The following is a 23,518-nucleotide window of genomic DNA, read 5'->3' as shown; positions in this document are numbered from 1 at the left end:
GCTGAAATCCGCGCCCGGTTTGGCGCATAATTGCCGCCATGATTCCGGTATCTCTTCCTGGCGGTAATTTCTATGTGCTGATGGCGGCCTCGCTGGCTTGCCTGGCCACGCTGCTGACTTGGCTGGCCGTGTTGGCCACCACCCGCAGCGCCCGGCTATGGCTGGGCGACCACCGCCGCGTCGGCACCACGCTGATGACTTTCCTGGCGCTTGTCGGCGCCATCTTTCCCTATCAGCAGTTCAGCCTGTGGTTTGCCGCCCAGCGCGACGCCCAGGCCGACGCCGACCGCAAGACGACCTTGGCGCACGCGACCCGGCTGGCGGGCGTGGACATGCCGGCTGGCACCGTGCTCAGCCTGACGCGCCCCGGCGAACTGGCGTCGTTTGACCGCGCCGTCTTCCCCGAGGCGCAGCCCGCGCCCGTCCTTGGCGTGAACGCCACGCAGCTGTTCCGCTACGCCGCCACGCCCAAGCAGCCCGAAACCCTGTCCGTCGAAATCGCCCGCGACCAGGCGCAGGAAGGCTGGCTATGCGCCCATGGCCATCGGCTTGAATTCGTGATGCAGGGCGGCCAGCCTCGCTTTTCCAGCTGCCATCTGGCGATAGGCAACACGCTGGACAAGCAGCCGGTTCCTGCCGGCACCTGGCTGAAAGTCGACGAGGCCGCGCGCGGCACGCCGCTGGATACCGGCGCCAATGCCAGTGCCATTACCAATGCCAACGCCAACGCCAGCGCCAATGCCAATGCCACCGCAAACGCTACATCGCCGCGCTGGCTGCTGCGCACCGAGGGCAGCGACGCGCTCAACCTGCACCAGATGCCGCTATTGAAAGTGGACATGCGGCTGGACGCCCAGCGCCGGATGTTGAATTTTGAAGGCTTGCTGGCGCGCGAAGCGATCCTGGGCAGCATGACCTACCCGCCCGGCACGCGCGTGCTGTCCGCGCCCCCTCGCCTGCCCGGCGCGCAGCCGGGCGACCTGCTGTTTTCCCCGTCGCGGGGCCGCACCGCGCGGCGCGAGGGCGGCGAGGAAGTCTCGGCAGGCAACTCGGTGCTGCAAGCGCCGGACGGTACCGTGCGCAGTGTGTTGAGCAACCGCGAAGCGGGCGTCCTGGACGTGGCCGCCATGCGGATGGCCCCCTGATTGCCGGTGACGGCCGCGGATGCCCCCCGCTCGCCCCCTGACCCACCCCTGCCGCAAAGCGGTGGGATAATACGAAGCTTTCCCCCACCCGCCGCCTGATTTCTGGCGGCGATTCCGTCCTGCCTACTCAAGAGACGAAGTCATGGCCGTTAATTTGCAGATCCCCTCCGAGTCCGAAATTTTTCCTGTTGCCGGCGTTGAAATCGGCGTCACCGAGGCCGGCATCCGCAAAGCCAACCGGCGTGACCTGACCGTCTTCCGTCTGGCCGAAGGCACGAGCGTGGCGGGCGTGTTCACCCGCAACCGCTTCTGCGCCGCCCCGGTGCAGGTCTGCCAGGCCCATCTGGCCGCTGGCGGCCCCATCAGCGCGCTGGTCATCAACACCGGCAACGCCAATGCCGGCACCGGCGAAGAAGGCCTGAAGAAAGCCAACGACACCTGCGACGCCCTGGGCAAACTGCTGGGCGTGCCTGCCAGCCAGATCCTGCCGTTCTCCACCGGCGTCATCCTGGAGCCGCTGCCGCTTGACCGCCTGGTCGCCGGCCTGCCGGGCGCCATCGCCAACCTGGCGGCCGACCACTGGTCCAGCGCCGCCCACGGCATCATGACGACCGACACGCTGCCGAAGATTTCGTCGGCCAAGGTGCAGATCGACGGCAAGACCGTCACCTTCACCGGCATCAGCAAGGGCGCGGGCATGATCCGCCCGAACATGGCGACGATGCTCAGCTTCCTGGCCACCGATGCCGGCATCGCCCAGCCGCTGCTGCGCAAGCTGGCTGTCGAAATCGCCGATGCGTCATTCAACCGCATCACCGTGGACGGCGACACGTCCACGAATGACTCGTTCATCATCGCCGCCACCGGCAAGTCGGGCGTGACCGTCAACAGCGAATCCGACGCCGCCTACGCCGCCGTGCGCGATGCGCTGACCGCCGCCGCGCTGGAACTGGCTACGAAGATCGTGCGCGACGCCGAAGGCGCCACCAAGTTCATGACCATCCGCGTCGAAGAAGCCGGCACCACCGAAGAAGCGCTGAAGGTGGCTTATGCCGTGGCCCATTCGCCGCTGGTCAAGACCGCCTTCTTCGCGTCCGACCCCAACCTGGGCCGCATCCTGGCCGCCGTCGGCTACGCCGGCATCGATGATCTGGACGTGTCCAACATCCGCCTGTGGCTGGATGATGTGCTGGTGGCCAAGAACGGCGGGCGCAACCCCGACTACCAGGAAGCCGATGGCCAACGCGTGATGAAGCAGGCCGAGATTTCGGTGCGCATTGCGCTGGGCCGCGGCCAGGTGTCGGACACGGTCTACACCTGCGACTTCTCGCACGAGTACGTGTCGATCAACGCCGACTACCGTTCGTAATCCGCCATGAGCGCTAGCGAATTCACCACCCTTATCCAGCGCGCCGAGCGCGTGCTGGCGCAGCTTGAAGCCTTTCTGCCGCCCGCCACGCCCGAGATCGACTGGAGCGCGCACGCGTTCCGCTGGCGCAAGCGGGGCGCGCGCGGCTGGCTGGACGCGGTGCGCCACGTGGCGCGCATCGACATGGAAGACCTTCAGCACATCGAGCGCCAGAAGGCCACCATTGACCGCAACACGGTCCAGTTCCTGGAACACAAACCGGCCAACAACGTGCTGATGACCGGCGCGCGTGGCACCGGCAAGAGTTCGCTGGTGAAGGCCATGCTGGCCGCCTACGGCGAGCGCGGCCTGCGGCTGATCGAAGTCGACAAGTCCGACCTGGGCGACCTGGCCGACATCGTCGAACTCGTCGCCGCGCGCCCCGAACGCTTCATCGTCTTCTGCGACGACCTGTCGTTTGAAGAAGGCGAACCCGGCTACAAGGCGCTGAAGTCGGTGCTGGATGGTTCGGTATCGGCCTCGGGCGACAACGTGCTGATCTACGCCACGTCCAACCGGCGCCACCTGATGCCGGAATACATGAGCGAGAACTTGCAGGCCAAGCATCAGCCCGATGGCGAAATCCATCCGGGCGAGACAGTCGAAGAGAAGATCTCGCTGTCCGAGCGCTTCGGCCTGTGGCTGTCGTTCTACCCCTTCAAGCAAGACGACTATCTGGACATCGTCTACCACTGGCTGCGCGAGCTGGGCTGCCCGGAGGCGCACATCGCGCCGTCGCGCACCGAAGCGCTGCAATGGACGATCGAACGCGGTTCGCGTTCCGGCCGCGTGGCGTATCAGTTCGCACGCGATTGGGCGGCCCGCCATGTCTGAAAAAATCGTCGACGTTGCCGCCGGCCTGATCCTGCGCCCCGATGGCATGCTGCTGCTGGGCCAACGCCCCGAAGGCAAGCCGTGGTCGGGCTGGTGGGAATTGCCGGGCGGCAAGCTGGAGCCGGGCGAGACCGTGCTGCAAGCGCTGGCGCGCGAGTTGCAGGAAGAACTGGGCATCCGCGTCACGCAATCGCGTCCGTGGGTGACCTATGTACACGTCTATCCGCACACCACCGTGCGCCTGGCGTTCTGCCATGTCACAGCGTGGGAAGGCGAACCGCAAGGGCTTGAGAACCAACGCCTGGAATGGGTCGACCCCGCCAACGCGGCGTCGGTCGGCGATCTGCTTCCCGCTACCCTGCCGCCGTTGCGCTGGCTGCAACTGCCCACCACGTATGGCATCAGCTCGATCGGTTCACGCGCAGGCGTAGCCGCGTTCCTGGGCCGGTTGGACGCGGCGCTTGCGCGGGGCGTGAAGCTCGTGCAACTGCGTGAACCGCAATGGCCCGATGGTGCCGGCGCGGCATCGCTGCATGAAGTTTTTCAGCAAGTGGTGAAGCGCTGCCACGCCGCCGGCGCGCGCGTGTTGGTCAACAGCGCGCACCCCGCCGCATGGTGGAAGGAAGCCGATGGCGTGCACCTGCGCACGGCGGATGCGGCCCGTTTGCACGCACGGCCCGAATTGCCGGCTGGCGCGCTCGTTGGCGTATCCGCGCACGACAACGCGCAAGTCGTCCACGCCCGTGAAATCGGCGCCGATTTCGCCGTGCTGGGCCCGGTGCTGGACACGCCCAGCCACCCTGGCGCCGCGACGCTCGGCTGGGAAGGCTTCGTCGAGGGTAATCGCGATGCGGGCATTCCCGTATTCGCGCTGGGCGGCCAGTCCACCACCACCGTGTCGCACGCACTACGGCACGGCGCACACGGCATTGCCGGCATCCGCGGCGTGATTTGACTTGACCTGCGGGGCCGGAAGTCTGGCAAGATGTCGGATTGGCCCCGCCGCCGGCTCCTCCGGCGCCGCTCAGGGCCTGACAGCCGGGTGTCCCGCGTGACGTGGCCCCGCCGGCTCTATCGTCATGAAGGAACATGTCATGTCCCGCCGTGCGAATACCGAGCGCCAAATCCTCAATGCCCTTGAAGCCCAGATCCTGGAAACAGGCATGGGCGGAGTCGGCATCAACGCCATCGCCAAGCGCGCAGGCATCAGCAAAGAACTCATCTACCGTTATTTTGACGGCATGCCCGGCCTGATGCTGGCGTGGATGAAAGAGCAAGATTTCTGGACTCGCAACCCGGGCTTGTTGGCCGCGGATGAATCCAGCCAGCGCACGCCGGCCGATCTGATTCTGACGATGCTGCGCGCGCAGATCGAAACGCTGTCGGGCAATGAAACCCTGCGCGAAGTGCGGCGCTGGGAACTGATCGAACAGAACGACGTCACCGCCACGCTTGCCGAACGCCGCGAAAATGCCGCACGCGGCTTCATCGAGCGCGTTGACGAACTTGCGCCTGACGTAGATGTGCCCGCCGTGGTGGGCGTGATGTTGGCCGGGGTGGTGTATCTGACATTGCGCGCCAAAACCGCCACGCATTTTCTGGGCTTGCCGCTGAACCAGCCCGAAGGCTGGGCGCGCATCGACAAAGCGCTGGAATACCTGGTGGCGCACAGTTTCCCGGATGCGCTCAATGCCGAAGCGTTATCGGCATTGGAAGCGCAGCGCCAAAGCAGCGCGGCATCCGGCGAGCCCGTCGTGTGACCGGCTGCGCGTTCAGTTCACGGGGGTTGTCGTCGAGGCGGGAGCAGGCGCCGCCTCGGCTTGCTGCACTGCCGGCAGGCCATTCCAACCCCCGCCTAACGCCACAATCAAATTCACGCTGGCGATCAGCCGCGTGCCCAACAGGCTCAACGCGTTGCGCTCGCTGTTCAACGCAGTGGCATCCACCACCGCCACACTCAGATAATCCACCAGCCCGGCCTTGTACTGGTTCTGGATCAAGCGCAACGATTCGCGCGCGGACTCCAGCGCGCGGCGCTGCACGACCTGTTCGTTTTCCATGACCCGCAGCTGGATCAGATAGTCTTCGACTTCACGCAAGCCCACCAACGCGGCTTGGCGGTAGGCGGCGGCTTGCGCGTCATACGACGCGCGTGCCTGTTCGACTTGCGCCGCGCGCGCGCCGCCGTCAAAGATCGTCATCGCCAACGCAGGCCCCAGGGACCAGAAGCGCGCGGGCGCGGTCAGCAGCTCGGCGAACTGGCCGTTGCGAAAACCGCCATCGGCCGACAAGGTCAGCGACGGGAACCACGCGGCCTCGGCCACGCCGATCTGCGCATTGGCCGCCGCCGCACGGCGTTCAGCCGCCGCCACATCGGGACGGCGCTCCAGCAGTTCAGACGGCAGGCCCACCGGAATCTGCGGCAGTTGCAGCGTGAAGACGGCGGGCGGCAGGCTGAAGTGCGACGGCGCCTGCCCCATCAGCACCGCAATCGCGTGCTCGTACTGGCCACGCTGCCAGTCCAGGTCGATGGATTGGGCGCGCGTGCTTTCCACTTGCGTGCGCGCCACGGCCACATCAGCCTGGCCCGCGACGCCGACGGCGTAGCGGTTCTGCGTCAGCTGCAATGACTTTTCGTACGCCGCCACCGTGGCGTCCAGCAAGCGTTTCTGTTCATCCAGCACGCGCAGTTGCAGATAGGTCTGCACCAGCGCCGCCTGCGCGCTCAAGCGCGTGGCGGCCAGGTCGGCCAGGCTTGCCGACGCGCTGGCCTCCGACGATTCGGTGCTGCGCCGCACGCGGCCCCATACGTCCAATTCCCAACTGACGCTGCCGGTCACGGTGTACTGGTTCGACACGTTGCTGCCGTTGGACACCGACGACGACCCGTTGCCATTGCCGCTGCCCGCACGCGACATGCCAGCGCTTGCGCCCACCGTGGGGTAGAAGCCGGCACGCGCGGCGCGCACCAAACCCAGCGCCTGACGGTAATTTGCTTCGGCTTGGGCGATGGTTTGGTTTGACGTGTTCAAGCGATCGACCAGCCCATTCAACGTGGCATCGTCATAGACGAGCCACCAGGCGCCGCGGTCTGCATCGTCGCGCGGTTGCGCGCGCTTCCAGCCTTCCACCTGATCCTGGCCCTGCGCTTCTTTATAGGACGCGCCCACATCGAGCTCGGGGCGTTGGTAGTCGGGGCCAACCGCGCAGGCGCCCAACAGCGCGCACAGCGCGATCGTGGCGGCGCTGCGGGGAAAGAAGGCGTGCAAAGGCGTGATGCGGATCATGTGTGTTCTATGGAATCAGGGGCGGCGTTCCGTGTGCCGCGCCCGCGCGCGGCCCAGAGACGAAAACGGTCCAGGTAGAGATAGACCACAGGCGTGGTGTACAGCGTGAGGATCTGGCTTAGCACCAGGCCGCCCACGATGGTAATGCCCAGCGGCTGGCGCATTTCAACGCCCGCGCCGGTGGCGATCACCAGCGGCAGCGCGCCGAAAATAGCGGCCATGGTCGTCATCATGATGGGGCGAAAACGCGTCAGGCACGCCTGGAAGATGGCGTCGCGCGGAGCCATGCCCTGGTTGCGCTCGGCGTCCAGCGCAAAGTCCACCATCATGATGGCGTTCTTCTTCACGATGCCGATCAGCAGAAACACCCCGATCAGCGCAATCAGCGTGAAGTCGTAGCGCACCAGCAGCAGCGCCAGCAGCGCGCCCAAACCGGCAGATGGCAACGTCGACAGAATCGTCAGCGGATGCACAAAGCTTTCGTACAGGATGCCCAGCACGATATACATCGTGACCAACGCCGCCAGAATCAGCCAGGGCTGCTGCGCCAAGGTCTGCTGTAACGCGGCGGCGGTGCCTTGAAAGCCCGCCTGAATCTGATCCGACGGCAAGCCGATGCGCGCGACCGCGGCATCGATCGCGGCGGTAGCCTGCCCCAGCGACACGCCGGGCGCCAGGCTGAACGACACGGTATCGGCCACGAACAAGCCCTGGTGCTGCACGCTGAGCGGCGCGTTGCCGTTTTCAAGCGTGGCGAAAGACAGCAAAGGCACGCGCGCGCCTGTCGACGTAATCACCTCAACCTGCTTCAGCGATTCAATATCTTCGGCGAACTTCGGCGCCAGCCCCAGCACCACGTGGTACTGGTTCAGCGGGCCGTACATCACCGACACCTGACGCTGGCTGAACGAGTTGTTCAGCACCGTCGAAATCGTGGACATGCTGACGCCTAAGCGCGTCGCGGCCTCGCGGTCGATGACCAGATTGATCTGGCGGCCCTTGTCCTCGACGTCGGTATCCACGTCGGTGATCTCGGGTATCTTGGCCATGGCCTGCTGCACCTTCGGCATCCACGTGCGCAGCAATTGCAGGTCGCCCGACATCAGCGTGTAGTCATACGAGCCCTGGCTTTGCCGCCCGCCGATGCGGATGTCTTGCTGCGACACCAGGAACATGCGCGCCCCCGGCATGTTTTGCAGCTTGCCGCGCAGGCGGTTGATGACGACATCGGCCGACACCTTGCGTTCTTCCAGCGGCTTTAGCTGAATCTGCATGAAGCTGCTGTTGCTGCCGCCCCGCCCGCCCGCGTACCCCGTCATGCTCTGCACCGCCGGGTCGGCCAGCACGATCTTGCGCAAGGCGTTGAGCTTCGGCACCGTGGCCTGGAACGACGTGCCTTGATCCACGCGGAAAAAGCCCAGCAACTGGCCCGTGTCCTGCTGCGGGAAGAAGCCCTTGGGCACCACCATGTACAGGTAAACATTCAAGCCCACCGCCACGGCCAGAATCACCATCATCAACCGGCCGTGCGCCAGCGCCCAGCGCAGGCTGCGGCGGTAGCCATCCAGCATGGCTTCGAAGCCGCGTTCGGACAAGCGCGCCAGCCGGCCGGGCGGCTTCTGCTCTTTGGGTTCGGGCCGCAGCAAACGCGCGCACATCATCGGCGTCAAGGTCAGCGACACAACCAACGACACCATGATGGCGGCCGACAAGGTCACGGCGAATTCGCGGAACAAGCGCCCCACGACGCCGCCCATCAACAGGATGGGAATGAACACCGCCACCAGCGACAAGCTCATCGACAGCACCGTGAAGCCCACTTCACGCGAGCCGCGCAATGCCGCGCGCATCGGCGACATGCCGTTCTCGACGTGCCGCATGATGTTCTCAAGCACCACGATGGCGTCGTCCACCACAAAGCCCGTGGCCACGATCAGCGCCATCAGCGAGATCGTGTTCAGCGTGAAGCCGCACAGGTACATGATGCAGAACGTGCCAATCAGCGACACCGGCACCGCCACGCTGGGAATGATGGCCGCCCGCCACCGCCGCAGAAACAGCAGCACCACCAGCACCACCAGCCCCACGGCGATGATCAGCGTGAGCTCGGCCTCGTGCAGCGACGCCCGGATGCTGGGCGTGCGGTCTTGCGCCACCGTCATGTTCACGTCCGCCGGCATCAGCGCTTGCAGCACGGGCAACTGCGCGCGCACGGCATCCACGGCTTCGATGATGTTGGCGTCGGCCTGCCGGCGCACGATCATCAGAATGGCGTTGCGGTCGTTGTAGAAGCCGGTCTGGTACAGGTCTTCAACCGAGTCTTCCACCGTGGCCACGTCCGACACGCGCACGGGCGCGCCGTCGTTCCACGCCACAATCAGTGGCCGGTATTGCTCGGCGCGGCTCAACTGGTCGCTGACCATGATCTGCCAGTGATAGCGGTCGTTTTCCAGCACGCCCTTGGGCCGGTTCGCGTTGGCGTTGGCCAGCGTGGCGCGCAGTTGGTCCAGCGACACACCACGGTTGGCCAGCGCCCCCGGCAGCACGGTCACGCGCACCGCTGGCAGCGAGCTGCCGCCCACGGTGACTTCGCCCACCCCATCCACCTGCGCCAGCTTCTGCGCGACGATGGTGGACGCGATGTCGTACAGCTGGCCCTGGCTGAGCGTGTCAGACGTCAGCGCCAGCGTCATGATGGGCGCGTCAGACGGGTTGGACTTGTGATACGTGGGGTTGCTGCGCAGGCCGCTGGGCAACAGCGAGCGCGCCGCGTTGATGGCGGCCTGCACGTCGCGCGCCGCACCGTTGATGTCGCGCGACAAATCGAATTGCAGCGTGACTCGGGTGGACCCCTGCGAGCTGCTGGACGTCATTTCCGTCACGCCCGCAATGCTGCCCAACGACCGCTCAAGCGGCGTGGCCACACTGGATGCCATCGTTTCCGGGCTGGCGCCCGGCAGGCTGGCCGACACCGAGATCGTGGGAATGTCCACCTGCGGCAGCGGCGCCACCGGCAACAGGAAAAACGCCAGCATTCCCGCCATCACAACCGCCACGCTCAGCAGCGTGGTCGCCACTGGCCGGACGATGAAGGGCGCCGACAGGATCATGACGCGTCCCCGGCGGCCGGCTCGCGCACGCCACGCCAGCGGCGCGACATGCGGTCGAACATCAGATAGATGACCGGCGTGGTGAACAGCGTGAGCACCTGGCTGAGCAGCAGGCCGCCCACCATCACCAGGCCCAGCGGCTGGCGCAGCTCAGCGCCCGTGCCGGTGGACAGCATCAGCGGCAAGGCGCCGAACAGCGCGGCCAGCGTCGTCATCAGAATCGGGCGGAAACGCAGCAGCGCCGCTTCGTGGATGGCCGCGCGCGGGCTCAAGCCCCGCTTGCGTTCGGCGTCCAGCGCGAAGTCGATCATCATGATGGCGTTTTTCTTCACGATGCCAATCAGCAGAATGATCCCGATGATGCCGATCATGTCGAGCTCGGTCCCGCTGATCAACAGCGCCAGCAACGCGCCCACGCCGGCCGACGGCAAGGTCGACAGGATCGTGATCGGGTGGATATAGCTTTCGTACAGCACGCCCAGCACGATGTACATCGTGACCACCGCCGCCAGGATCAGCCACAACGTGCTGGTCAGCGAATTCTGGAACGCCAGCGCCGCGCCCTGGAAACGCGTTTCCACGCCGGCAGGCATGCCGATTTCGGCTTCCGCCGCGGTGATGGCCTCAACCGCATTCGACAAGGACGCGCCCGGCGCCAGGTTGAACGACACCGTCACCATCGGGAATTGGTCCAGCCGGTTCACCGCCAGCACGGTGCGGCCTTCGCTGATGTGCGCCACCGACGACAACGGCACTTGCCCGCCCGATGACGTCGGCACATGGATCTGGCCGAGCGACGACGGGTTCATCTGAAACTGCGGCTGCACTTCCAGCACCACGCGGTACTGGTTGGACTGCGTAAAGATGGTGGAGATCAGCCGCTGGCCGAAGGCGTCGTACAGCGCCTCGTCGATCACCGCGGCCGTGATGCCCAGGCGGGACGCGGCATCGCGATCAATCTCAACCCAGGTCTGCAAGCCGTCGTCTTGCAGGTCGTCGGTAACGTCCTTCAAACCCGGCACCTGGCGCAACCGGTCCACCAGCTTGGGCGTCCATTCGCTCAGCACTTTCAGGTCGGGGTTGGACAGCGTCATCTGGTATTGCGTGCGGCTGACGCGGTCTTCAATCGTCAAGTCCTGCACGGGCTGCATGTAGACGGTCAGCCCGTCTTGCTTGGCCAGCGATTCCTGCAAGCGCGCCATCACCGCGCGCAAGTTGCCGCTGCGTTCGGCTTGAGGCTTCAGCGAAATCTGCATGCGGCCGGCGCTAAGCGTGGCGTTGCTGCCATCCACCCCGATGAACGAGGACACGGCCTGCACGTCTGGGTCTTCCAGCACCAATCGCGCGGCGGCCTGCTGGCGTTCGGCCATGGCGGGGAACGAGATGGACTGCGGCGCCTGGGTAATGGCCTGGATCAGGCCGGTGTCCTGCTGCGGAAAGAAGCCTTTGGGCACGACCATATACAGCACCACCGTCAACGCGAACGTGCCCAACGCCACCAGCAGCGTCAGCGGCTGATGGCGCAGCACGACTTGCAGCATGCGGTCATAGCCGGCGATGACGCGGTCGATGAACTTGCCCGTGGCCGTGTGAAAGCGGCCGTGCTTCTGTTCCGATTCGGCGCGCAGCAAACGCGCGCACATCATGGGCGTGAGCGTCAGCGATACGACCAGCGAAATCAGGATCGACACCGCCAGCGTAATGGCAAATTCGCGGAACAAGCGGCCCACCACTTCCGTCATGAAGAGCAGCGGAATCAACACGGCAATCAGCGAGAACGTCAGAGAAATCAGCGTGAAGCCGATCTGGGACGCGCCTTTCAGCGCGGCCTGCAACGGCGTTTCGCCCTCTTCGATGTGGCGGGCGATGTTCTCGATCATGACGATGGCGTCGTCCACGACGAAGCCGGTGGCGATCGTCAGCGCCATCAGCGTCAGGTTGTTGATCGAGAAACCCGCCAAATACATGATGCCGAACGTGCCCACCAGCGACAGCGGCACCACCACACTGGGGATCAGCGTGGCGGTCAGGCTGCGCAGGAACACAAACGTCACCATGACCACCAGCGCCACGGCCAGCAGCATTTCGAACTTCACGTCTTCGACCGAATCGCGAATGGTCTGCGTGCGGTCAGACACCACGGTCACGTCCAGCGTGGCCGGCAGGGCCGCGCGCAGCTGCGGCAACAGCGTCTGGATGCGGTTGACCACGTCAATGACGTTGGCGCCCGGCTGGCGCTGGATGTTCAGCAGGATGGCGGGCTTGTCGCCCGCCCACGCCGCCTGGCGCGTGTCTTCGGCCCCTTCAACCGCGCGCGCCACGTCAGACAAGCGCAGCGGCGCGTTGTTCTTGTAGGCGATGATCAGGTCGTTGTAGTCGGTGGGCGACTTCAGCTGATCATTGGCGTTGATGGTGGTGGAGCGCTGCGGGCCGTCAAGATTGCCCTTGGGCTGGTTGACGTTGGCGCCCACGATGGCGGTGCGCAGGTCGGACAAGGCCAGCCCGTTGGCCGCCAGCGCTTGCGGATTCACCTGCACGCGCACGGCGGGGCGCTGCCCGCCCGCCACGCTTACCAAGCCCACGCCCGGAATCTGCGACAACTTCTGCGCCACCCGCGTATCGACCAGATCGCGCACCTGCGGCAAGGGCATGGTGGGCGAGGTGATGGCCAGCGTCAGCACGGCCGCATCCGCCGGGTTCACCTTGTTGTAGGTGGGCGGCACGGGCAGGTCGCTGGGCAGCAGGTTCGACGCCGCGTTGATGGCGGCCTGCACCTGCTGCTCGGCCACATCCAGCGGCAGCGTCAGGTTGAACTGCATCGTGATGACCGACGCGCCACCCGAACTGGTGGACGACATCTGGTTCAGGCCCGGCATCTGCCCGAACTGGCGTTCAAGCGGCGAGGTGACCAGCGAGGTCATGACGTCGGGGCTCGCGCCCGGATACAGCGTCACGACTTGAATCGTCGGGTAGTCCACCTCGGGCAGCGCCGATACCGGCAGCATCCGGTACGCGATGAAGCCAGCGATCAGAATAGCCACCATCGCAAGGGTGGTGGCCACGGGGCGGAGGATGAACAGACGCGACGGGCTCACGATGGTCTCGGCTTACTTGGTGGCGGGCGTGGTGCCGGCCGGCGCCCCCGCGCCCAGCGTCTTGTCACGCGTGGCGGGTATGACTTCGGCTCCGCCCACGATTTCCACCTTGGCGCCTGCGCGCAGGCGGTCGGTGCCTTCGGTGACGACCCGGTCGCCCGGCTGCAAGCCTTCGTTCACGGCCACCATGCCGTTGTTGATGGCGCCCAGCTTCACCTGCCGCACCACGATCGTGTTGTCAGGCTGCACCAGGAAGACGAACGCGCCGGCCGAGCCCTGCTGGATGGCGGCGGTGGGAATGGCGGTGACGTCTTTGCGCGTCAGCACATGCAGGCGCACGTTGACGAATTGATTCGGAAAGAGCGCGTCGTCGGCGTTGTCGAACTTGGCCTTGAGCTTTAACGTGCCCGTCGTGACGTCGATCTGGTTGTCCAGCGTTTCAAGCACGCCGGTCGCGATGCGGCGGGTGTCGGCGCGGTCATAGGCGTCAACCTTCAGCGTCTGGCCGGCCGCGATCTCGCCGCGCACTTCAGGCAACTGGGTTTCGGGCAGCGTGAACACAACCGAAATCGGCTGCGTCTGCGTGATCACGACCAGGCCATTGGTGTCGGCGCTAGACACAAGGTTGCCACGGTCCACCTGGCGCAGGCCCAGCCGGCCGCTGATCGGCGCGGTGATGCGGGCGTAATCCAGTTGCAGCTTGGCGTTGTCCACGTTGGCCTGATCGCTCTTGACGGTGCCTTCGTACTGGCGCACCAGCGCGGCTTGCGTATCGACCTGCTGCTTGGCAATGGAGTCCTGCTTGAACAGAGCCTGGTAGCGTTGCAGGTCGCGGCGCGCGTTTTCCAGCTGCGCCAAATTCTGCATCTGCGTGCCGCGCGCCTGATCCAGCGCCACTTGGAACGCGCGCGGGTCGACTTGGGCGAGCAGATCGCCGGCTTTGACTTGCTGGCCTTCCTGGAACGCCACGTCGACCAATTCGCCGCTGACGCGGCTGCGCACGGTCACGGTGTTATAGGCGGTGACGGTGCCTAGCGACTTCAGGTAGATGTCGATGTCTTGTTTGGCGGCGGTGGCCACCCGTACCGGCACGGGCAGATTGGCCATGGCAGCCATGGGAGGCCGCCCGCCTGCAGCGCGCCCGCCCGGGCCGGCCGGGCCGCCTTGCTTGGCCGAGGGCCGCAGCACCAGCCAGGCAATGCCCGCCACAACAAGCAGCAACACCACGCACACGACGATACGGCGGCGGGTCCAGCGGGAGGGCGGGGAAACAGGACGACTTTCGGACATGGAACGGTTCCGGGCACTGACGGAGGAAAGCCGTATTGTCTACTAGTCGGTCGGGATTTCTACCATCGCGAGGCCGAGTTGAAACTGGCCGCAACAGGAATCGGTCTCAAGAACGGGGGGGATAAGCGCCGGGACCCGCCCTAGGAACTACACAGCGTCATTTGAAACGCCACGTCACGCGCGACTTGCTGGGGTTTGAATTCGCCGTCTTGCGTGGAAAAACGTATCCAGATCATGTACTTATTGGCGCTGATCTCGGGAAATACCCCTTCGGTGGGGTCCACCCACACCCGCAGCAGCTGGAATTGCTTGCCGCCCAGCATCTGCTGGTAGGCGCCCTGCTCGGCGACGATATCGGTCTTGCGGCCGGACTCGCGCAGCAGACGCAAGGCCAGGGTCAGGCCGTCGTAGAGGGCGGTGAAGGGCGAGAGCCAGGCCTGCAAGTCCGCGCAGCGGGCGGCTTCGGATTTGTTCTGCCAGGCGAAATAGGAAGGCATGTCCACTTGCGTGGCGCTGCCCGGCACCGACAGGCGGCCGCGCAGGCTGGTCAGCCATTCGTTTTCGCGCAGCGACTGGCCGGTCTTGCCGGGTGCGGCCAACGCGCTGGCCACTTTTTCCAGTTCGCGCAACATGGCTTCCAGCGCGTCTTGCGCCACGCCGGGGTGGTCGCGCAACCCAACAAGCGCCATGCGCTGGCGCTCAAGGTCTTGCAGCACCGCGCCTTTGACGTCGGTGCGTTCGCACGCGTCGAGCAGATCGAACAGGGATGTGACGGCAACCTGATGTTGGCGTGAGTCTCCCTCGCGAGCAAAGAAGAACAACCTGTCGAACAGGTATTCCAATCGCAGATAAGCGCGGATGCGCTCATTGAAGGGATATTCGTAAACGATCACGCTATTTGACAGGCCCATCAGTGGTCGGCCAAGCGGCCGAGAGATTCAGGGGTGCCGGCCAAGCTTGTCGCTTACCGGCCCGTGGTGGTCGCCAGCAACAGCCAGCGGTCATGCAAGGTCTTCGCCTGCGCGCGTAATTGCTCTGGAGTCGTTGCGCCGTCGTTCGTGATGACGTCGTCCGCAGCCTCCAGGCGGCTTGCCCGCGCAGCCTGTGCCGCCATAATACGCCTGATGGCTGGCTCCGTCAGCCCGCTGCGCGACTGCACGCGCGCGACCTGTGTGTCGGGGTCGCAGTCCACTACGCAGATGCGATCCACACGCTTGCGCCAACGCGGCAAGGACTCCACCAAAAGCGGCACAACAAACACCAGATACGATCCGGTTGCGGCGGCTGCCTGACTCTTGGTTTCTTCGGTAATGGCAGGATGCAAAACCGCTTCCAAACGCAACCGGACTTGCGGGTCAGCGAACGCGCGTTCACGCATCCAATCGCGGTTCAAGGCGCCATCGGGCGTCAAGGCATCGGGGCCGAACTCGCGTTCAATCGCGGGCATGGCCGCGCCGCCCGCAGCGGTCAAGGTCCGCGCGATTTCGTCGGTGTCGACCAGCGTTGCGCCCCATTCGCCCAGCATGTCCGCCACGCGGGACTTGCCCGAGCCGATGCCGCCTGTCAGACCAATCTTGAACATGCCATTCATTCCTTTCTTGCCATCCATTGTGGCCAGCTGTTGTGGCCAGCCGTCGTGGCCAGCCGCTCTGGCTGCCCGTTCTTGGCGATGCCGCGCTTACTTGGCGCATGATCTAGCGCATGAACTAGCCCATGAACTAGTGCATGACCTAGCGCATGAATTGCCATATGCCTTGGTCACCGCCCAGCAGCAGCATCACGATACCGGCCAACGCCAGATAAGGCCCGAACGGTAAAGGCTGCCCCCGGCTGGCGCGGCCGCTTAACGTCAAGGCGCCGCCGATCACCACGCCCACCAGCGATGCGGCCAACAACAACATGGGCAGGGACTCGACGCCAAACCATGCGCCCAGCGCCGCCAGCAGTTTGAAGTCGCCATAGCCCATGCCCTCGCGCCCGGTCAGCAGACGGAACAGATGGAAGATAACCCACAAGAAAACGTATCCCGCCACCGCACCGATGACGGCCAACGGCAGCGTGGTGAACGTATCGAACAGATTGACCAGCAGGCCCGCCCACACCAGCGGCTGCGTCAGCACATCGGGCAACAGCGTGGTTTCGAAATCGATCCATGCCAGCGCCACCAGCATCGCCGACAAGCCCATGGCGAACAGCGCGATAGGCGTTGCGCCGTAGCGCCATGCACAGGCGGCGAACAAGATGCCGGTTAGCAGTTCGATGGCGGGATACCGCAAGCTGATCGCCACCCCGCAAGCCGCGCATCGGCCGCGCAGCATCAACCAGCCCACAAGCGGAAGCCTTCTCCAGCCGGTAATGGGCGCTTGGCAGGCGGGGCAATGCGACGCCGGGCGAAATAGACCATCGGGGCTGTCGGGCCGCGCCTTGCCCACCGCGTCCAGGCATTGCGCTTGCCACTCGCGTTCCATCATGCGAGGCAAGCGGTACGTCAGCACAGTCAGCCAATTGCCCACGGCCAGCCCTGCCAGCGCCGCGATGCCAATGAAAAGCCACAAGGGCATGTCGAAGACCTGATGCACGATGCTCATGCTCCGGCCGAACGGGCGCAAGCACGCGGCTCAACCCTTGGGCTGATGACCAAAAGGCAGGCGGCCAGACCACGGCCGTGTCGTAAATTGTGCATAAAGTGCTGACAACACCCAAGAGTGGCTAAGGGAACGTATCGAATCTTCGCATAAGTGCGTAAAATCGGAGACAGACTCAATTCACGGATAAGCTGCCATGACCGCCCGCGTCGATATCGTCACCCGATCCCGCAAACTCAGCGTCATGGGGCTGCTGCTGGCAGGTACCGTCTTAGGCGCCGCAGGTTGCGCCCAGCAGAAAAGCGAAGGGTATTACGACCCGCCCACCGAAAGCACGGTGACCGATGCCCAGTACCAAGGTGCGGGCGCCGGCTACCGTAGCGTCATTCGCGCGCCGTCGCAGGTGCAGATTGCCCTGAAGCCCGATGCGCGCAAGCCGCAAAACCAATCTGGACAAGCCGCCACCGGGGGCCAGACCACCGAAGACGGCCAAGCCGTGCCAGAAGGCGCGGACCATTCCAGCGCGAATGCTTCCCCCGCCCCGGCGCCTGCCGCAGCCCCCAATGCCGTCGCGCACAGCCTGGTGCCGCAACCGCAAACGTACATGGGCACGCTGCCGTGTTTCTCGCCAGCCATGCAATGCACGGCGCAGCGGGTCACGCTGACCCTGGCGCCCAATGGCCGCTGGCGCGGCCGCACGGCCTATCTGGAAAATGACCCCAACAAGGGCCCCGCCGTTACCGAGCAAGGCTGCTGGGACGCCACCGACGAGCGCCCGCCGCGCGTCATCCTGATGGACGGCAAGGGCAATGCCCGCGCTGAATTCCTGGTGGCCGCCAACAACGTGCTGCGCGTGCGTTCCATCGCCGGCCAGACGCCGAACCTGAACTACAACCTGACCCGTCAGCCGGACCTTGACCCGATTGACGAATTGGCCAAGGCCCAAGCGCCCCAGTGCCCTTGATGGCTTGACGGCCCGCCGCCAGCGATCTGGCAGCGAGGCTGAATCAGCGCCAGCCGGAACCAATATCCGCCGGGCCCGCCGAACTCCCTGTTCGGCGGGCCCGATTCTTTTGGTGCGTACACATTCAGGGATCATGGTTCTGGTCTCCTGATTCAGCGGGGTACGCGCCATATTCCGCCGACGGTTCGTGCAGCGCATGGCGGGCCATCGCCACGGGTTCGACCGGGAGCGCAGCAGGAGCAGCGGCAGCCGCAGCTCCGACTCCATCCGCCACATTGCCACCCGCGGCGTCCAATTCCACCGCATTCAGGATGGGTGATGACCCCGATCGCCCGTGGGCGCACAGCCGGCAAGCCAGTTGCATGGCGTTGCGGGCGTCGAGCTTGGCGAATATGCGGGCGCGGTGGGCTTCAGCGGTGCGCAGCGAAATACCCAGGTCGATGGCGATGACCTTGTTGGGCCGGCCTGCCGCGACCAGGCCGACGATTTCTCTTTCGCGAGGCGTCAGCGCGGACAGAACCGATTCAAGATCGTGACGGGGAACTTGCATGGGCGACTCATTTTTGCAATGTAGGATTACAAGAAGTCTGCCCGCGCCCCTAAAACGGCGGAAGCTAGCAATTCTGTCAGGGTCGGGCCGCCGCAGTGGCCGCAAGCCCCGCGCGCGCCCCGCCCTGCACCAGCTATCAGGCCGTGTAGACCAGTTCCAGATTGTCGATCAAGCGCGTGGCGCCCAGCTTTGCAGCCGCCAGCACCACCACGGGTTCGCCGGCTTGCAAGTCGGCGGCCTCGGGGCGTTTCAGGTCACGTTGACGGCGCAGCGCCACGTAGTCCACCTTCCAGCCGCGCTGGGTCAGCTGTGCAGCGGCGTCGCGTTCCAGGGCCAGCGCGTCGCGCTCGCCTTGCGCCAACCGATGGCCGATGTTTTGCAGCGCGGCATACAGCGCCGGCGCCTCGGCGCGTTCGCCGTCGGTCAGATAGCGGTTGCGCGACGACAGCGCCAGGCCGTCATCGGCGCGCACGGTCTCGTGCGCCAGCACTTCCACGGGCAGCTGGAACTGGCGGCACATGTTGCGCACCACCATCAGCTGCTGATAGTCCTTCTTGCCGAACACGGCCACGCGCGGCTGCACACAAGAGAACAGCTTCAACACCACCGTGCTGACGCCTTCGAAGAAACCGGGGCGGAACTCGCCTTCCAGGATGTCGCCCAGATCGTCAGGCGGCTGGACGCGGAAGTTCTGCGGTTCGGGATACATCTCGCGCTCGTTCGGCGCGAACAGCACGTAAACGTCGCGCGCCTGCTCCAGCTTTTCGATGTCGGCCGCCAGCGTGCGCGGGTACTGGTCGAAGTCTTCGTTGGGCCCGAATTGCAGGCGGTTCACGAAGATGCTGGCCACCACGGGGTCGCCGTGCTGGCGCGCCAGCTTCATCAGTGACAGGTGGCCTTCGTGCAGGTTGCCCATCGTAGGCACGAACGACACGCGGTTCTGTCCGCGCAGGTGATCGCGCAATTCCTGGATGGTGTGTACGACTTTCAAGGGGACTCTCCGGGGTTGGGGGCAGCCCGGTCAGGATCAGGCCGCGACCGCCGCCACGCTGGTATAGGCCAGGCGCACGTAGATGGGCGCATAGGGCTCGGCCTGCGTGATCTCAAGCAGGGATTCACGGGCCAGCTCCAGCATGGCGATGAAATGCACAACGACGACCGCCGCGGGCGCGCCTTCGCGGACGCGCTCCATGAACAGGTCGCCGAATTCCATGAAGCGCACATCGTTCAGGCGCCGCAGGATATGCGTCATGTGATCGCGCACGGACAGCTGTTCGCGCGTGATGTGGTGATGCTGGTTCAGCTTGGCCCGCTTCATGATGTCGGCCCACGCCTGGCGCAGGTCGTCCACGCTGACTTCGGGCATCATGCGCTCAACGCTGAGATCGGCCACCGCCTGGCTGCTGACGAAGTCGCGGCCCAGCTGCGGCAGCTTGTCCAGCTTCTGGGCGGCCAGCTTCATCTGTTCGTATTCGAGCAGGCGGCGCACCAGTTCAGCGCGGGGATCTTCGGGCTCTTCGCCGGTGTCGGTCTTTTTCACCGGCAGCAGCATGCGCGATTTGATCTCGATCAGCATGGCGGCCATCAGCAGATATTCGGCCGCCAGCTCCAGATTGGTGATGCGGATCTGGTCCACATAAGACAGGTACTGCCGCGTGACATCCGCCATCGGGATGTCCAGAACGTTGAAGTTCTGCTTGCGGATCAGGTACAGCAGCAGGTCCAGCGGCCCTTCAAACGCCTCGAGGAAGATTTCCAGCGCGTCCGGCGGAATGTAAAGATCCGTCGGCATCTGGAACAGCGGCTCGCCGTACAGGCGCGCGAACGCCACGCTATCGACGGTGTCAGGCGTGCTGTCCACAGGCGGCGCCACCAGCTTGGCTAACGCCTCGCCAGGAACTGAAGGGTTTTGGGACATGTCTGCCGCAATGCGATCAGTCTGCCGAATACACGTAGGGCTTTTGCGGCACGCGGGCGGCGCGGAAGCCTTCCAGCAGCTCCGGATCTTGCGGTTTATCCCAAAGACGGGCGCGGCCTTCGCGCTGGCGTTCTTCCGTGCCAGGGTGCGACTGCTTGAAGTCTTTCAGGAAAAGGGTGATCTCGGATTCGTAGTTGGTCGCCATGGCACCAATTTCAGTAGGTTGCAGATCTGAGGAGTTTACTTCACGCGGGGCCAATCCCCCGGCGTTACAATCGTCAGGCATCCAACGCCCCCTCCCGCCATGTCAGCCGAATCCGCAGCAGCCGCCAATCCCGCTCCGCCCTCAACTCCGGACGCGGTGCGTGCGGCTCGAATGATCCCCTTTATTGTGGGCTGTGCGCTGTTCATGCAGATGCTGGACGCCACCGTCGTGGCTACCGCCCTGCCGGCCATGGCCCGCGCGCTGGGGTCCACCCCCGTGCGGCTGAATGTGGCCATTACGTCCTACCTGTTATCAGTGGCCGTTTTCGTGCCGGTCAGCGGCTGGGCGGCCGACCGCTACGGCGCCCGCCGGGTGTTCGTGGCCGCGATCGGCCTGTTCACGCTCAGCTCGGTCGCCTGCGCCATCTCACAAGACCTGCCCCAGCTTGTCGTCGCCCGGGTCATCCAGGGGATGGCGGGCGCGATGATGGTGCCGGTGGGACGCATCATTCTGCTGCGCACGGTGCCCAAGCAGGACTTGCTCAAAGCCATGTCGTTTTTGTCCATCCCGGCCCTGCTTGGGCCGGTGATCGGGCCGCCGCTGGGCGGCTTCATGGTGACGTACATGTCGTGGCACTGGATTTTCCTGATCAACATCCCCATCGGCGTGCTGGGCATTGCGCTGGTGCTGCGCTACGTGGCCGAGATCAAGGAAGAGACTGCCCCGCGCCTGGACTGGCTGGGCTTTCTGCTTAGCGCCGTCTGCCTGGCGGCGCTGGTCAGCGGTTTCGAGGCGATTGGCCGTGACGTCATGCCGCTGCCGATGCTGCTGGGCCTGATCGCCGTGGGCGCGGCCTGCGGCTTTCTGTATGCGTGGCACGCCCGGCGCATTGAACATCCCATCATCGACTTGTCGCTGATGCGTATTCCCACCTTCGCCATTTCCACGCTGGGCGGCAATCTGTGCCGCTTCGCCGTGGGCGCCACCCCGTTCTTGCTGGCCATGCTGCTGCAAGTGGGCTTTGGCCTGACCCCGTTTTCGGCCGGGCTGATCACGTTCGCCAGCGCCGCGGGCGCGCTGCTGATGAAGTTCGTGGCAACGCCCATCGTGCGCCACTTCGGATTTCGCCGCGTGCTGACCGTGAACGCGCTGCTGACGGGCGTGTTCATCATGGTGTGCGCCACGTTCACGCCCGCTACGCCGGTGTGGCTGATGATCGCGATTTTGCTCGTGGGCGGCTTCTTCCGGTCGTTGCAGTTCACGGGGGTAAATACGCTAACCTATGCCGATATTCCCCCGGCCAAAATGAGCCGCGCCAGCAGCTTTGCCGCCATGGCGCAGCAGCTGGGCATCAGTCTGGGCGTGGGGGTGGCCGCGGTTACGCTGAACGTCAGCATGACCCTGCGCGGCGCCGAGACGCTTGCGGTCAGCGACGTCGTCGCCGGCTTCATCGTCATCGGCCTGATGTGCACGGCCTCGATCTTCTCCTTTAGACGCCTTGAGCCGCTGGCCGGGGCACACCTGAACGGCGCCAAACAAAGTGACGACGAATGAATTTGTCCTAGCCCTGGACCAGGGCACGACCAGCTCCCGAGCCATCGTATTCGACCGCGAAGGCGTGGTGCGCGGCGTCGGCCAGCGTGAATTCCGCCAGCACTATCCGCGTCCGGGCTGGGTGGAACATGACGCAAGCGAGATCTGGCACAGCCAGCTGGACGTGGCGCGCGAAGCGCTGCGCAATGCCGCGGCAACCGCCGCAGACATCGCCGCCATCGGCATCACCAACCAGCGCGAAACCACGTTGATCTGGGAGCGCTCGACGGGCCGCCCGCTGGCGCGCGCCATCGTCTGGCAAGACCGCCGTACCGCGCCGATGTGCGATCAGCTGCGGCAGGACGGCCATGCGGATTTCCTGCAATCGCGCACGGGGCTGGTGCTGGATGCTTATTTCTCAGGCACGAAGCTCGCCTGGCTGCTGGACCACGTGCCCGGCGCGCGCCAGATGGCCGAGCGCGGCGAACTGGCGTTCGGCACCGTCGACACCTGGCTGATCTGGCAACTGACCGGCGGCGCGGTGCACAGTACCGACCCGAGCAACGCCTCGCGCACGATGCTGTTCGACCTGCACACGCAAGACTGGAACGACGAGATCCTGGCCTTGCTGAAGATTCCCCGCAGCGTACTGCCGCAGATCGCGCCCAGCAGCGCGGTGGTGGGCAACGCGCTGCCGGAATGGCTGGGCGGTTCGATTCCGATCGCGGGCGTGGCCGGCGACCAGCAGGCCGCCACCTTCGGCCAGGCCTGCTTCACGCCGGGCATGGCGAAGAACACCTACGGCACCGGCTGCTTCATGCTGATGAACGTGGGCGATAAACCCGTGCAATCGAAAAACCATTTGTTGTCGACGGTGGGCTGGGGCTTGCCTTTGCCTGGCGCCGACAGCTGGACGCCGACGTACATGCTGGAAGGCGGCGTGTTCGTGGCGGGCGCCGCGGTGCAATGGCTGCGCGACGGCTTGGGGATCATTCAACGTTCTGAAGAGATCGAATCCCTGGCCGCAAGCGTGTCGGACACCGATGACGTGTTCATGGTGCCGGCCTTCGCCGGCTTGGGCGCGCCGCACTGGGACCCGTACGCGCGCGGCACGTTGGTCGGCCTGACGCGCGGCACCACGCGCGCCCACATCGCACGCGCCACGCTGGAATCCATTGCGCTGCAAAGCGCCGAACTGCTGACCTGCATGAACGGCGACAGCGGCATCGCTCTGACCGAACTACGGGTCGACGGCGGCGCCGCCCGCAACGACCTGCTGATGCAAATGCAGGCGGACCTGCTGGGCGTGCCAGTGGTGCGTCCGCGCGTGTCGGAGTCGACGGCGTTGGGGGCTGCTGGATTGGCGGGGCTGGCGGTGGGGTTCTGGTCTGGACTGGATGAATTCGCGTCGAAGTGGCAGGCGGAACGGACGTTCGAGCCGGGATGGCCGGAGTCGGTTCGTGCGGCGCGGATGAAACGGTGGAGACAGGCGGTGGAGTTGTCTAAGGGGTGGGCTGGGGGGAGTGGGAAGGGGTAGTTTTTTGGGGTGTGTAGTTGGGGGTGTGTAGTTGGGGGTGTGTAGTTGGGGGTGTGT

19 protein-coding genes are annotated in these 23,518 nt (G+C 65.2%); 8 read left to right on the top strand and 11 right to left on the bottom strand.

Annotation, left to right across the window (positions count from 1 at the left end; translation table 11 throughout):
• The first annotated feature begins 38 nt into the window (after positions 1-38).
• The 5 genes from ACFZAI_RS18955 (at position 39) to ACFZAI_RS18935 (ending at position 5,147) form a co-directional block, all read left to right on the top strand.
• The gene (locus ACFZAI_RS18955; RefSeq protein WP_391568398.1) at positions 39-1,145 is read left to right on the top strand and encodes a hypothetical protein; all 1,107 of its coding nucleotides are present in this window, start codon (positions 39-41) and stop codon (positions 1,143-1,145) included.
• Positions 1,146-1,287: 142 nt separating this feature from the next.
• Positions 1,288-2,514 (top strand): bifunctional glutamate N-acetyltransferase/amino-acid acetyltransferase ArgJ, encoded by a 1,227-nt coding sequence (gene argJ / locus ACFZAI_RS18950; RefSeq protein WP_342067933.1) that lies wholly within the window; start codon positions 1,288-1,290, stop codon positions 2,512-2,514.
• 6 nt (positions 2,515-2,520) lie between these two features.
• Complete coding sequence (locus ACFZAI_RS18945) at positions 2,521-3,387, top strand: ATP-binding protein (protein WP_054421319.1); 867 nt, start codon at positions 2,521-2,523, stop codon at positions 3,385-3,387.
• Positions 3,380-4,342 carry a Nudix family hydrolase gene (locus tag ACFZAI_RS18940; protein ID WP_391568397.1) on the top strand — a complete coding sequence of 321 codons (963 nt, stop codon included), beginning with the start codon at positions 3,380-3,382 and terminating at the stop codon, positions 4,340-4,342. Before ACFZAI_RS18945 ends, ACFZAI_RS18940 begins: the two co-directional genes overlap by 8 nt.
• 139 nt (positions 4,343-4,481) lie before the next feature.
• Entirely contained in the window at positions 4,482-5,147 is a 666-nt protein-coding gene (locus tag ACFZAI_RS18935; protein ID WP_391568396.1) for a TetR/AcrR family transcriptional regulator, read from the top strand.
• Between the two features lie 12 nt (positions 5,148-5,159).
• Here ACFZAI_RS18935 and ACFZAI_RS18930 read toward each other — a convergent pair whose 3' ends face one another.
• The 7 genes from ACFZAI_RS18930 to ACFZAI_RS18900 form a co-directional block, all read right to left on the bottom strand.
• The gene (locus tag ACFZAI_RS18930; RefSeq protein ID WP_391568395.1) at positions 5,160-6,674 is read right to left on the bottom strand and encodes an efflux transporter outer membrane subunit; all 1,515 of its coding nucleotides are present in this window, start codon (positions 6,672-6,674) and stop codon (positions 5,160-5,162) included.
• Positions 6,671-9,784: a multidrug efflux RND transporter permease subunit gene (locus ACFZAI_RS18925; protein ID WP_391568394.1), complete on the bottom strand. Its 3,114-nt coding sequence runs from the start codon at positions 9,782-9,784 to the stop codon at positions 6,671-6,673. The genes ACFZAI_RS18930 and ACFZAI_RS18925 overlap by 4 nt, the downstream gene beginning before the upstream one ends.
• Positions 9,781-12,879, bottom strand: coding sequence for an MdtB/MuxB family multidrug efflux RND transporter permease subunit (locus ACFZAI_RS18920; protein ID WP_391568393.1), 3,099 nt, complete (start codon positions 12,877-12,879; stop codon positions 9,781-9,783). The genes ACFZAI_RS18925 and ACFZAI_RS18920 overlap by 4 nt, the downstream gene beginning before the upstream one ends.
• 12 nt (positions 12,880-12,891) lie before the next feature.
• Positions 12,892-14,169: an MdtA/MuxA family multidrug efflux RND transporter periplasmic adaptor subunit gene (locus ACFZAI_RS18915; RefSeq protein WP_391568392.1), complete on the bottom strand. Its 1,278-nt coding sequence runs from the start codon at positions 14,167-14,169 to the stop codon at positions 12,892-12,894.
• A gap of 140 nt (positions 14,170-14,309) precedes the next feature.
• Positions 14,310-15,062 (bottom strand): cell division protein ZapD, encoded by a 753-nt coding sequence (zapD, locus tag ACFZAI_RS18910; protein ID WP_391568536.1) that lies wholly within the window; start codon positions 15,060-15,062, stop codon positions 14,310-14,312.
• A 71-nt stretch (positions 15,063-15,133) separates the two neighbouring features.
• Positions 15,134-15,751: a dephospho-CoA kinase gene (coaE, locus tag ACFZAI_RS18905; RefSeq protein ID WP_391568391.1), complete on the bottom strand. Its 618-nt coding sequence runs from the start codon at positions 15,749-15,751 to the stop codon at positions 15,134-15,136.
• A gap of 148 nt (positions 15,752-15,899) precedes the next feature.
• Positions 15,900-16,757 (bottom strand): prepilin peptidase, encoded by an 858-nt coding sequence (locus ACFZAI_RS18900; RefSeq protein WP_391568390.1) that lies wholly within the window; start codon positions 16,755-16,757, stop codon positions 15,900-15,902.
• 193 nt (positions 16,758-16,950) lie between these two features.
• Here ACFZAI_RS18900 and ACFZAI_RS18895 point away from each other — a divergent pair, with 193 nt between their 5' ends.
• Entirely contained in the window at positions 16,951-17,718 is a 768-nt protein-coding gene (locus ACFZAI_RS18895; protein WP_391568389.1) for a copper resistance protein NlpE N-terminal domain-containing protein, read from the top strand.
• Positions 17,719-17,842: 124 nt separating this feature from the next.
• On the opposite strand, the gene ACFZAI_RS18890 is transcribed toward ACFZAI_RS18895, so the two are convergent.
• The 4 genes from ACFZAI_RS18890 to ACFZAI_RS18875 all read right to left on the bottom strand — a co-directional run bounded on the left by ACFZAI_RS18890 (position 17,843) and on the right by ACFZAI_RS18875 (position 20,391).
• Positions 17,843-18,268: a response regulator transcription factor gene (locus ACFZAI_RS18890; protein WP_391568388.1), complete on the bottom strand. Its 426-nt coding sequence runs from the start codon at positions 18,266-18,268 to the stop codon at positions 17,843-17,845.
• A 136-nt stretch (positions 18,269-18,404) separates the two neighbouring features.
• Entirely contained in the window at positions 18,405-19,259 is an 855-nt protein-coding gene (panC, locus tag ACFZAI_RS18885; RefSeq protein WP_391568387.1) for a pantoate--beta-alanine ligase, read from the bottom strand.
• A 36-nt stretch (positions 19,260-19,295) separates the two neighbouring features.
• A complete protein-coding gene (locus ACFZAI_RS18880) occupies positions 19,296-20,186 on the bottom strand; it encodes a ScpA family protein (protein WP_054421308.1) in 891 nt (296 codons plus the stop codon).
• Positions 20,187-20,202: 16 nt separating this feature from the next.
• A complete protein-coding gene (locus ACFZAI_RS18875) occupies positions 20,203-20,391 on the bottom strand; it encodes a DUF3460 family protein (RefSeq protein ID WP_046807375.1) in 189 nt (62 codons plus the stop codon).
• Positions 20,392-20,490: 99 nt separating this feature from the next.
• Here ACFZAI_RS18875 and ACFZAI_RS18870 point away from each other — a divergent pair, with 99 nt between their 5' ends.
• A complete protein-coding gene (locus ACFZAI_RS18870; protein ID WP_391568386.1) occupies positions 20,491-21,945 on the top strand; it encodes a DHA2 family efflux MFS transporter permease subunit in 1,455 nt (484 codons plus the stop codon).
• Complete coding sequence (glpK, locus tag ACFZAI_RS18865) at positions 21,932-23,461, top strand: glycerol kinase GlpK (protein ID WP_391568385.1); 1,530 nt, start codon at positions 21,932-21,934, stop codon at positions 23,459-23,461. The genes ACFZAI_RS18870 and glpK overlap by 14 nt, the downstream gene beginning before the upstream one ends.
• The last annotated feature ends 57 nt before the right edge of the window (positions 23,462-23,518 follow it).

Source organism: Achromobacter sp. NPDC008082 (assembly GCF_042957345.1).
Taxonomy (GTDB): Bacteria; Pseudomonadota; Gammaproteobacteria; order Burkholderiales; family Burkholderiaceae_B; genus Achromobacter; species Achromobacter kerstersii_A.
The sequence above is the reverse complement of the archived record's forward strand: the minus strand, read 5'-3'. Positions and strand labels throughout refer to the sequence as shown.

What these genes read in the sequence shown, in the direction of transcription:
- ACFZAI_RS18890 (WP_391568388.1), bottom strand. Translation starts at nt 18,268, where the DNA reads ATGCAAGTTCCCCGTCACGATCTTGAATCGGTTCTGTCCGCGCTGACG.
- ACFZAI_RS18880 (WP_054421308.1), bottom strand. Translation starts at nt 20,186, where the DNA reads ATGTCCCAAAACCCTTCAGTTCCTGGCGAGGCGTTAGCCAAGCTGGTG.
- ACFZAI_RS18935 (WP_391568396.1), top strand. Translation starts at nt 4,482, where the DNA reads ATGTCCCGCCGTGCGAATACCGAGCGCCAAATCCTCAATGCCCTTGAA.
- ACFZAI_RS18895 (WP_391568389.1), top strand. Translation starts at nt 16,951, where the DNA reads ATGACCGCCCGCGTCGATATCGTCACCCGATCCCGCAAACTCAGCGTC.
- argJ (WP_342067933.1), top strand. Translation starts at nt 1,288, where the DNA reads ATGGCCGTTAATTTGCAGATCCCCTCCGAGTCCGAAATTTTTCCTGTT.
- ACFZAI_RS18955 (WP_391568398.1), top strand. Translation starts at nt 39, where the DNA reads ATGATTCCGGTATCTCTTCCTGGCGGTAATTTCTATGTGCTGATGGCG.
- ACFZAI_RS18945 (WP_054421319.1), top strand. Translation starts at nt 2,521, where the DNA reads ATGAGCGCTAGCGAATTCACCACCCTTATCCAGCGCGCCGAGCGCGTG.
- ACFZAI_RS18875 (WP_046807375.1), bottom strand. Translation starts at nt 20,391, where the DNA reads ATGGCGACCAACTACGAATCCGAGATCACCCTTTTCCTGAAAGACTTC.
- coaE (WP_391568391.1), bottom strand. Translation starts at nt 15,751, where the DNA reads ATGTTCAAGATTGGTCTGACAGGCGGCATCGGCTCGGGCAAGTCCCGC.
- ACFZAI_RS18900 (WP_391568390.1), bottom strand. Translation starts at nt 16,757, where the DNA reads ATGAGCATCGTGCATCAGGTCTTCGACATGCCCTTGTGGCTTTTCATT.
- ACFZAI_RS18925 (WP_391568394.1), bottom strand. Translation starts at nt 9,784, where the DNA reads ATGATCCTGTCGGCGCCCTTCATCGTCCGGCCAGTGGCGACCACGCTG.
- ACFZAI_RS18870 (WP_391568386.1), top strand. Translation starts at nt 20,491, where the DNA reads ATGTCAGCCGAATCCGCAGCAGCCGCCAATCCCGCTCCGCCCTCAACT.
- ACFZAI_RS18940 (WP_391568397.1), top strand. Translation starts at nt 3,380, where the DNA reads ATGTCTGAAAAAATCGTCGACGTTGCCGCCGGCCTGATCCTGCGCCCC.
- ACFZAI_RS18915 (WP_391568392.1), bottom strand. Translation starts at nt 14,169, where the DNA reads ATGTCCGAAAGTCGTCCTGTTTCCCCGCCCTCCCGCTGGACCCGCCGC.
- ACFZAI_RS18930 (WP_391568395.1), bottom strand. Translation starts at nt 6,674, where the DNA reads ATGATCCGCATCACGCCTTTGCACGCCTTCTTTCCCCGCAGCGCCGCC.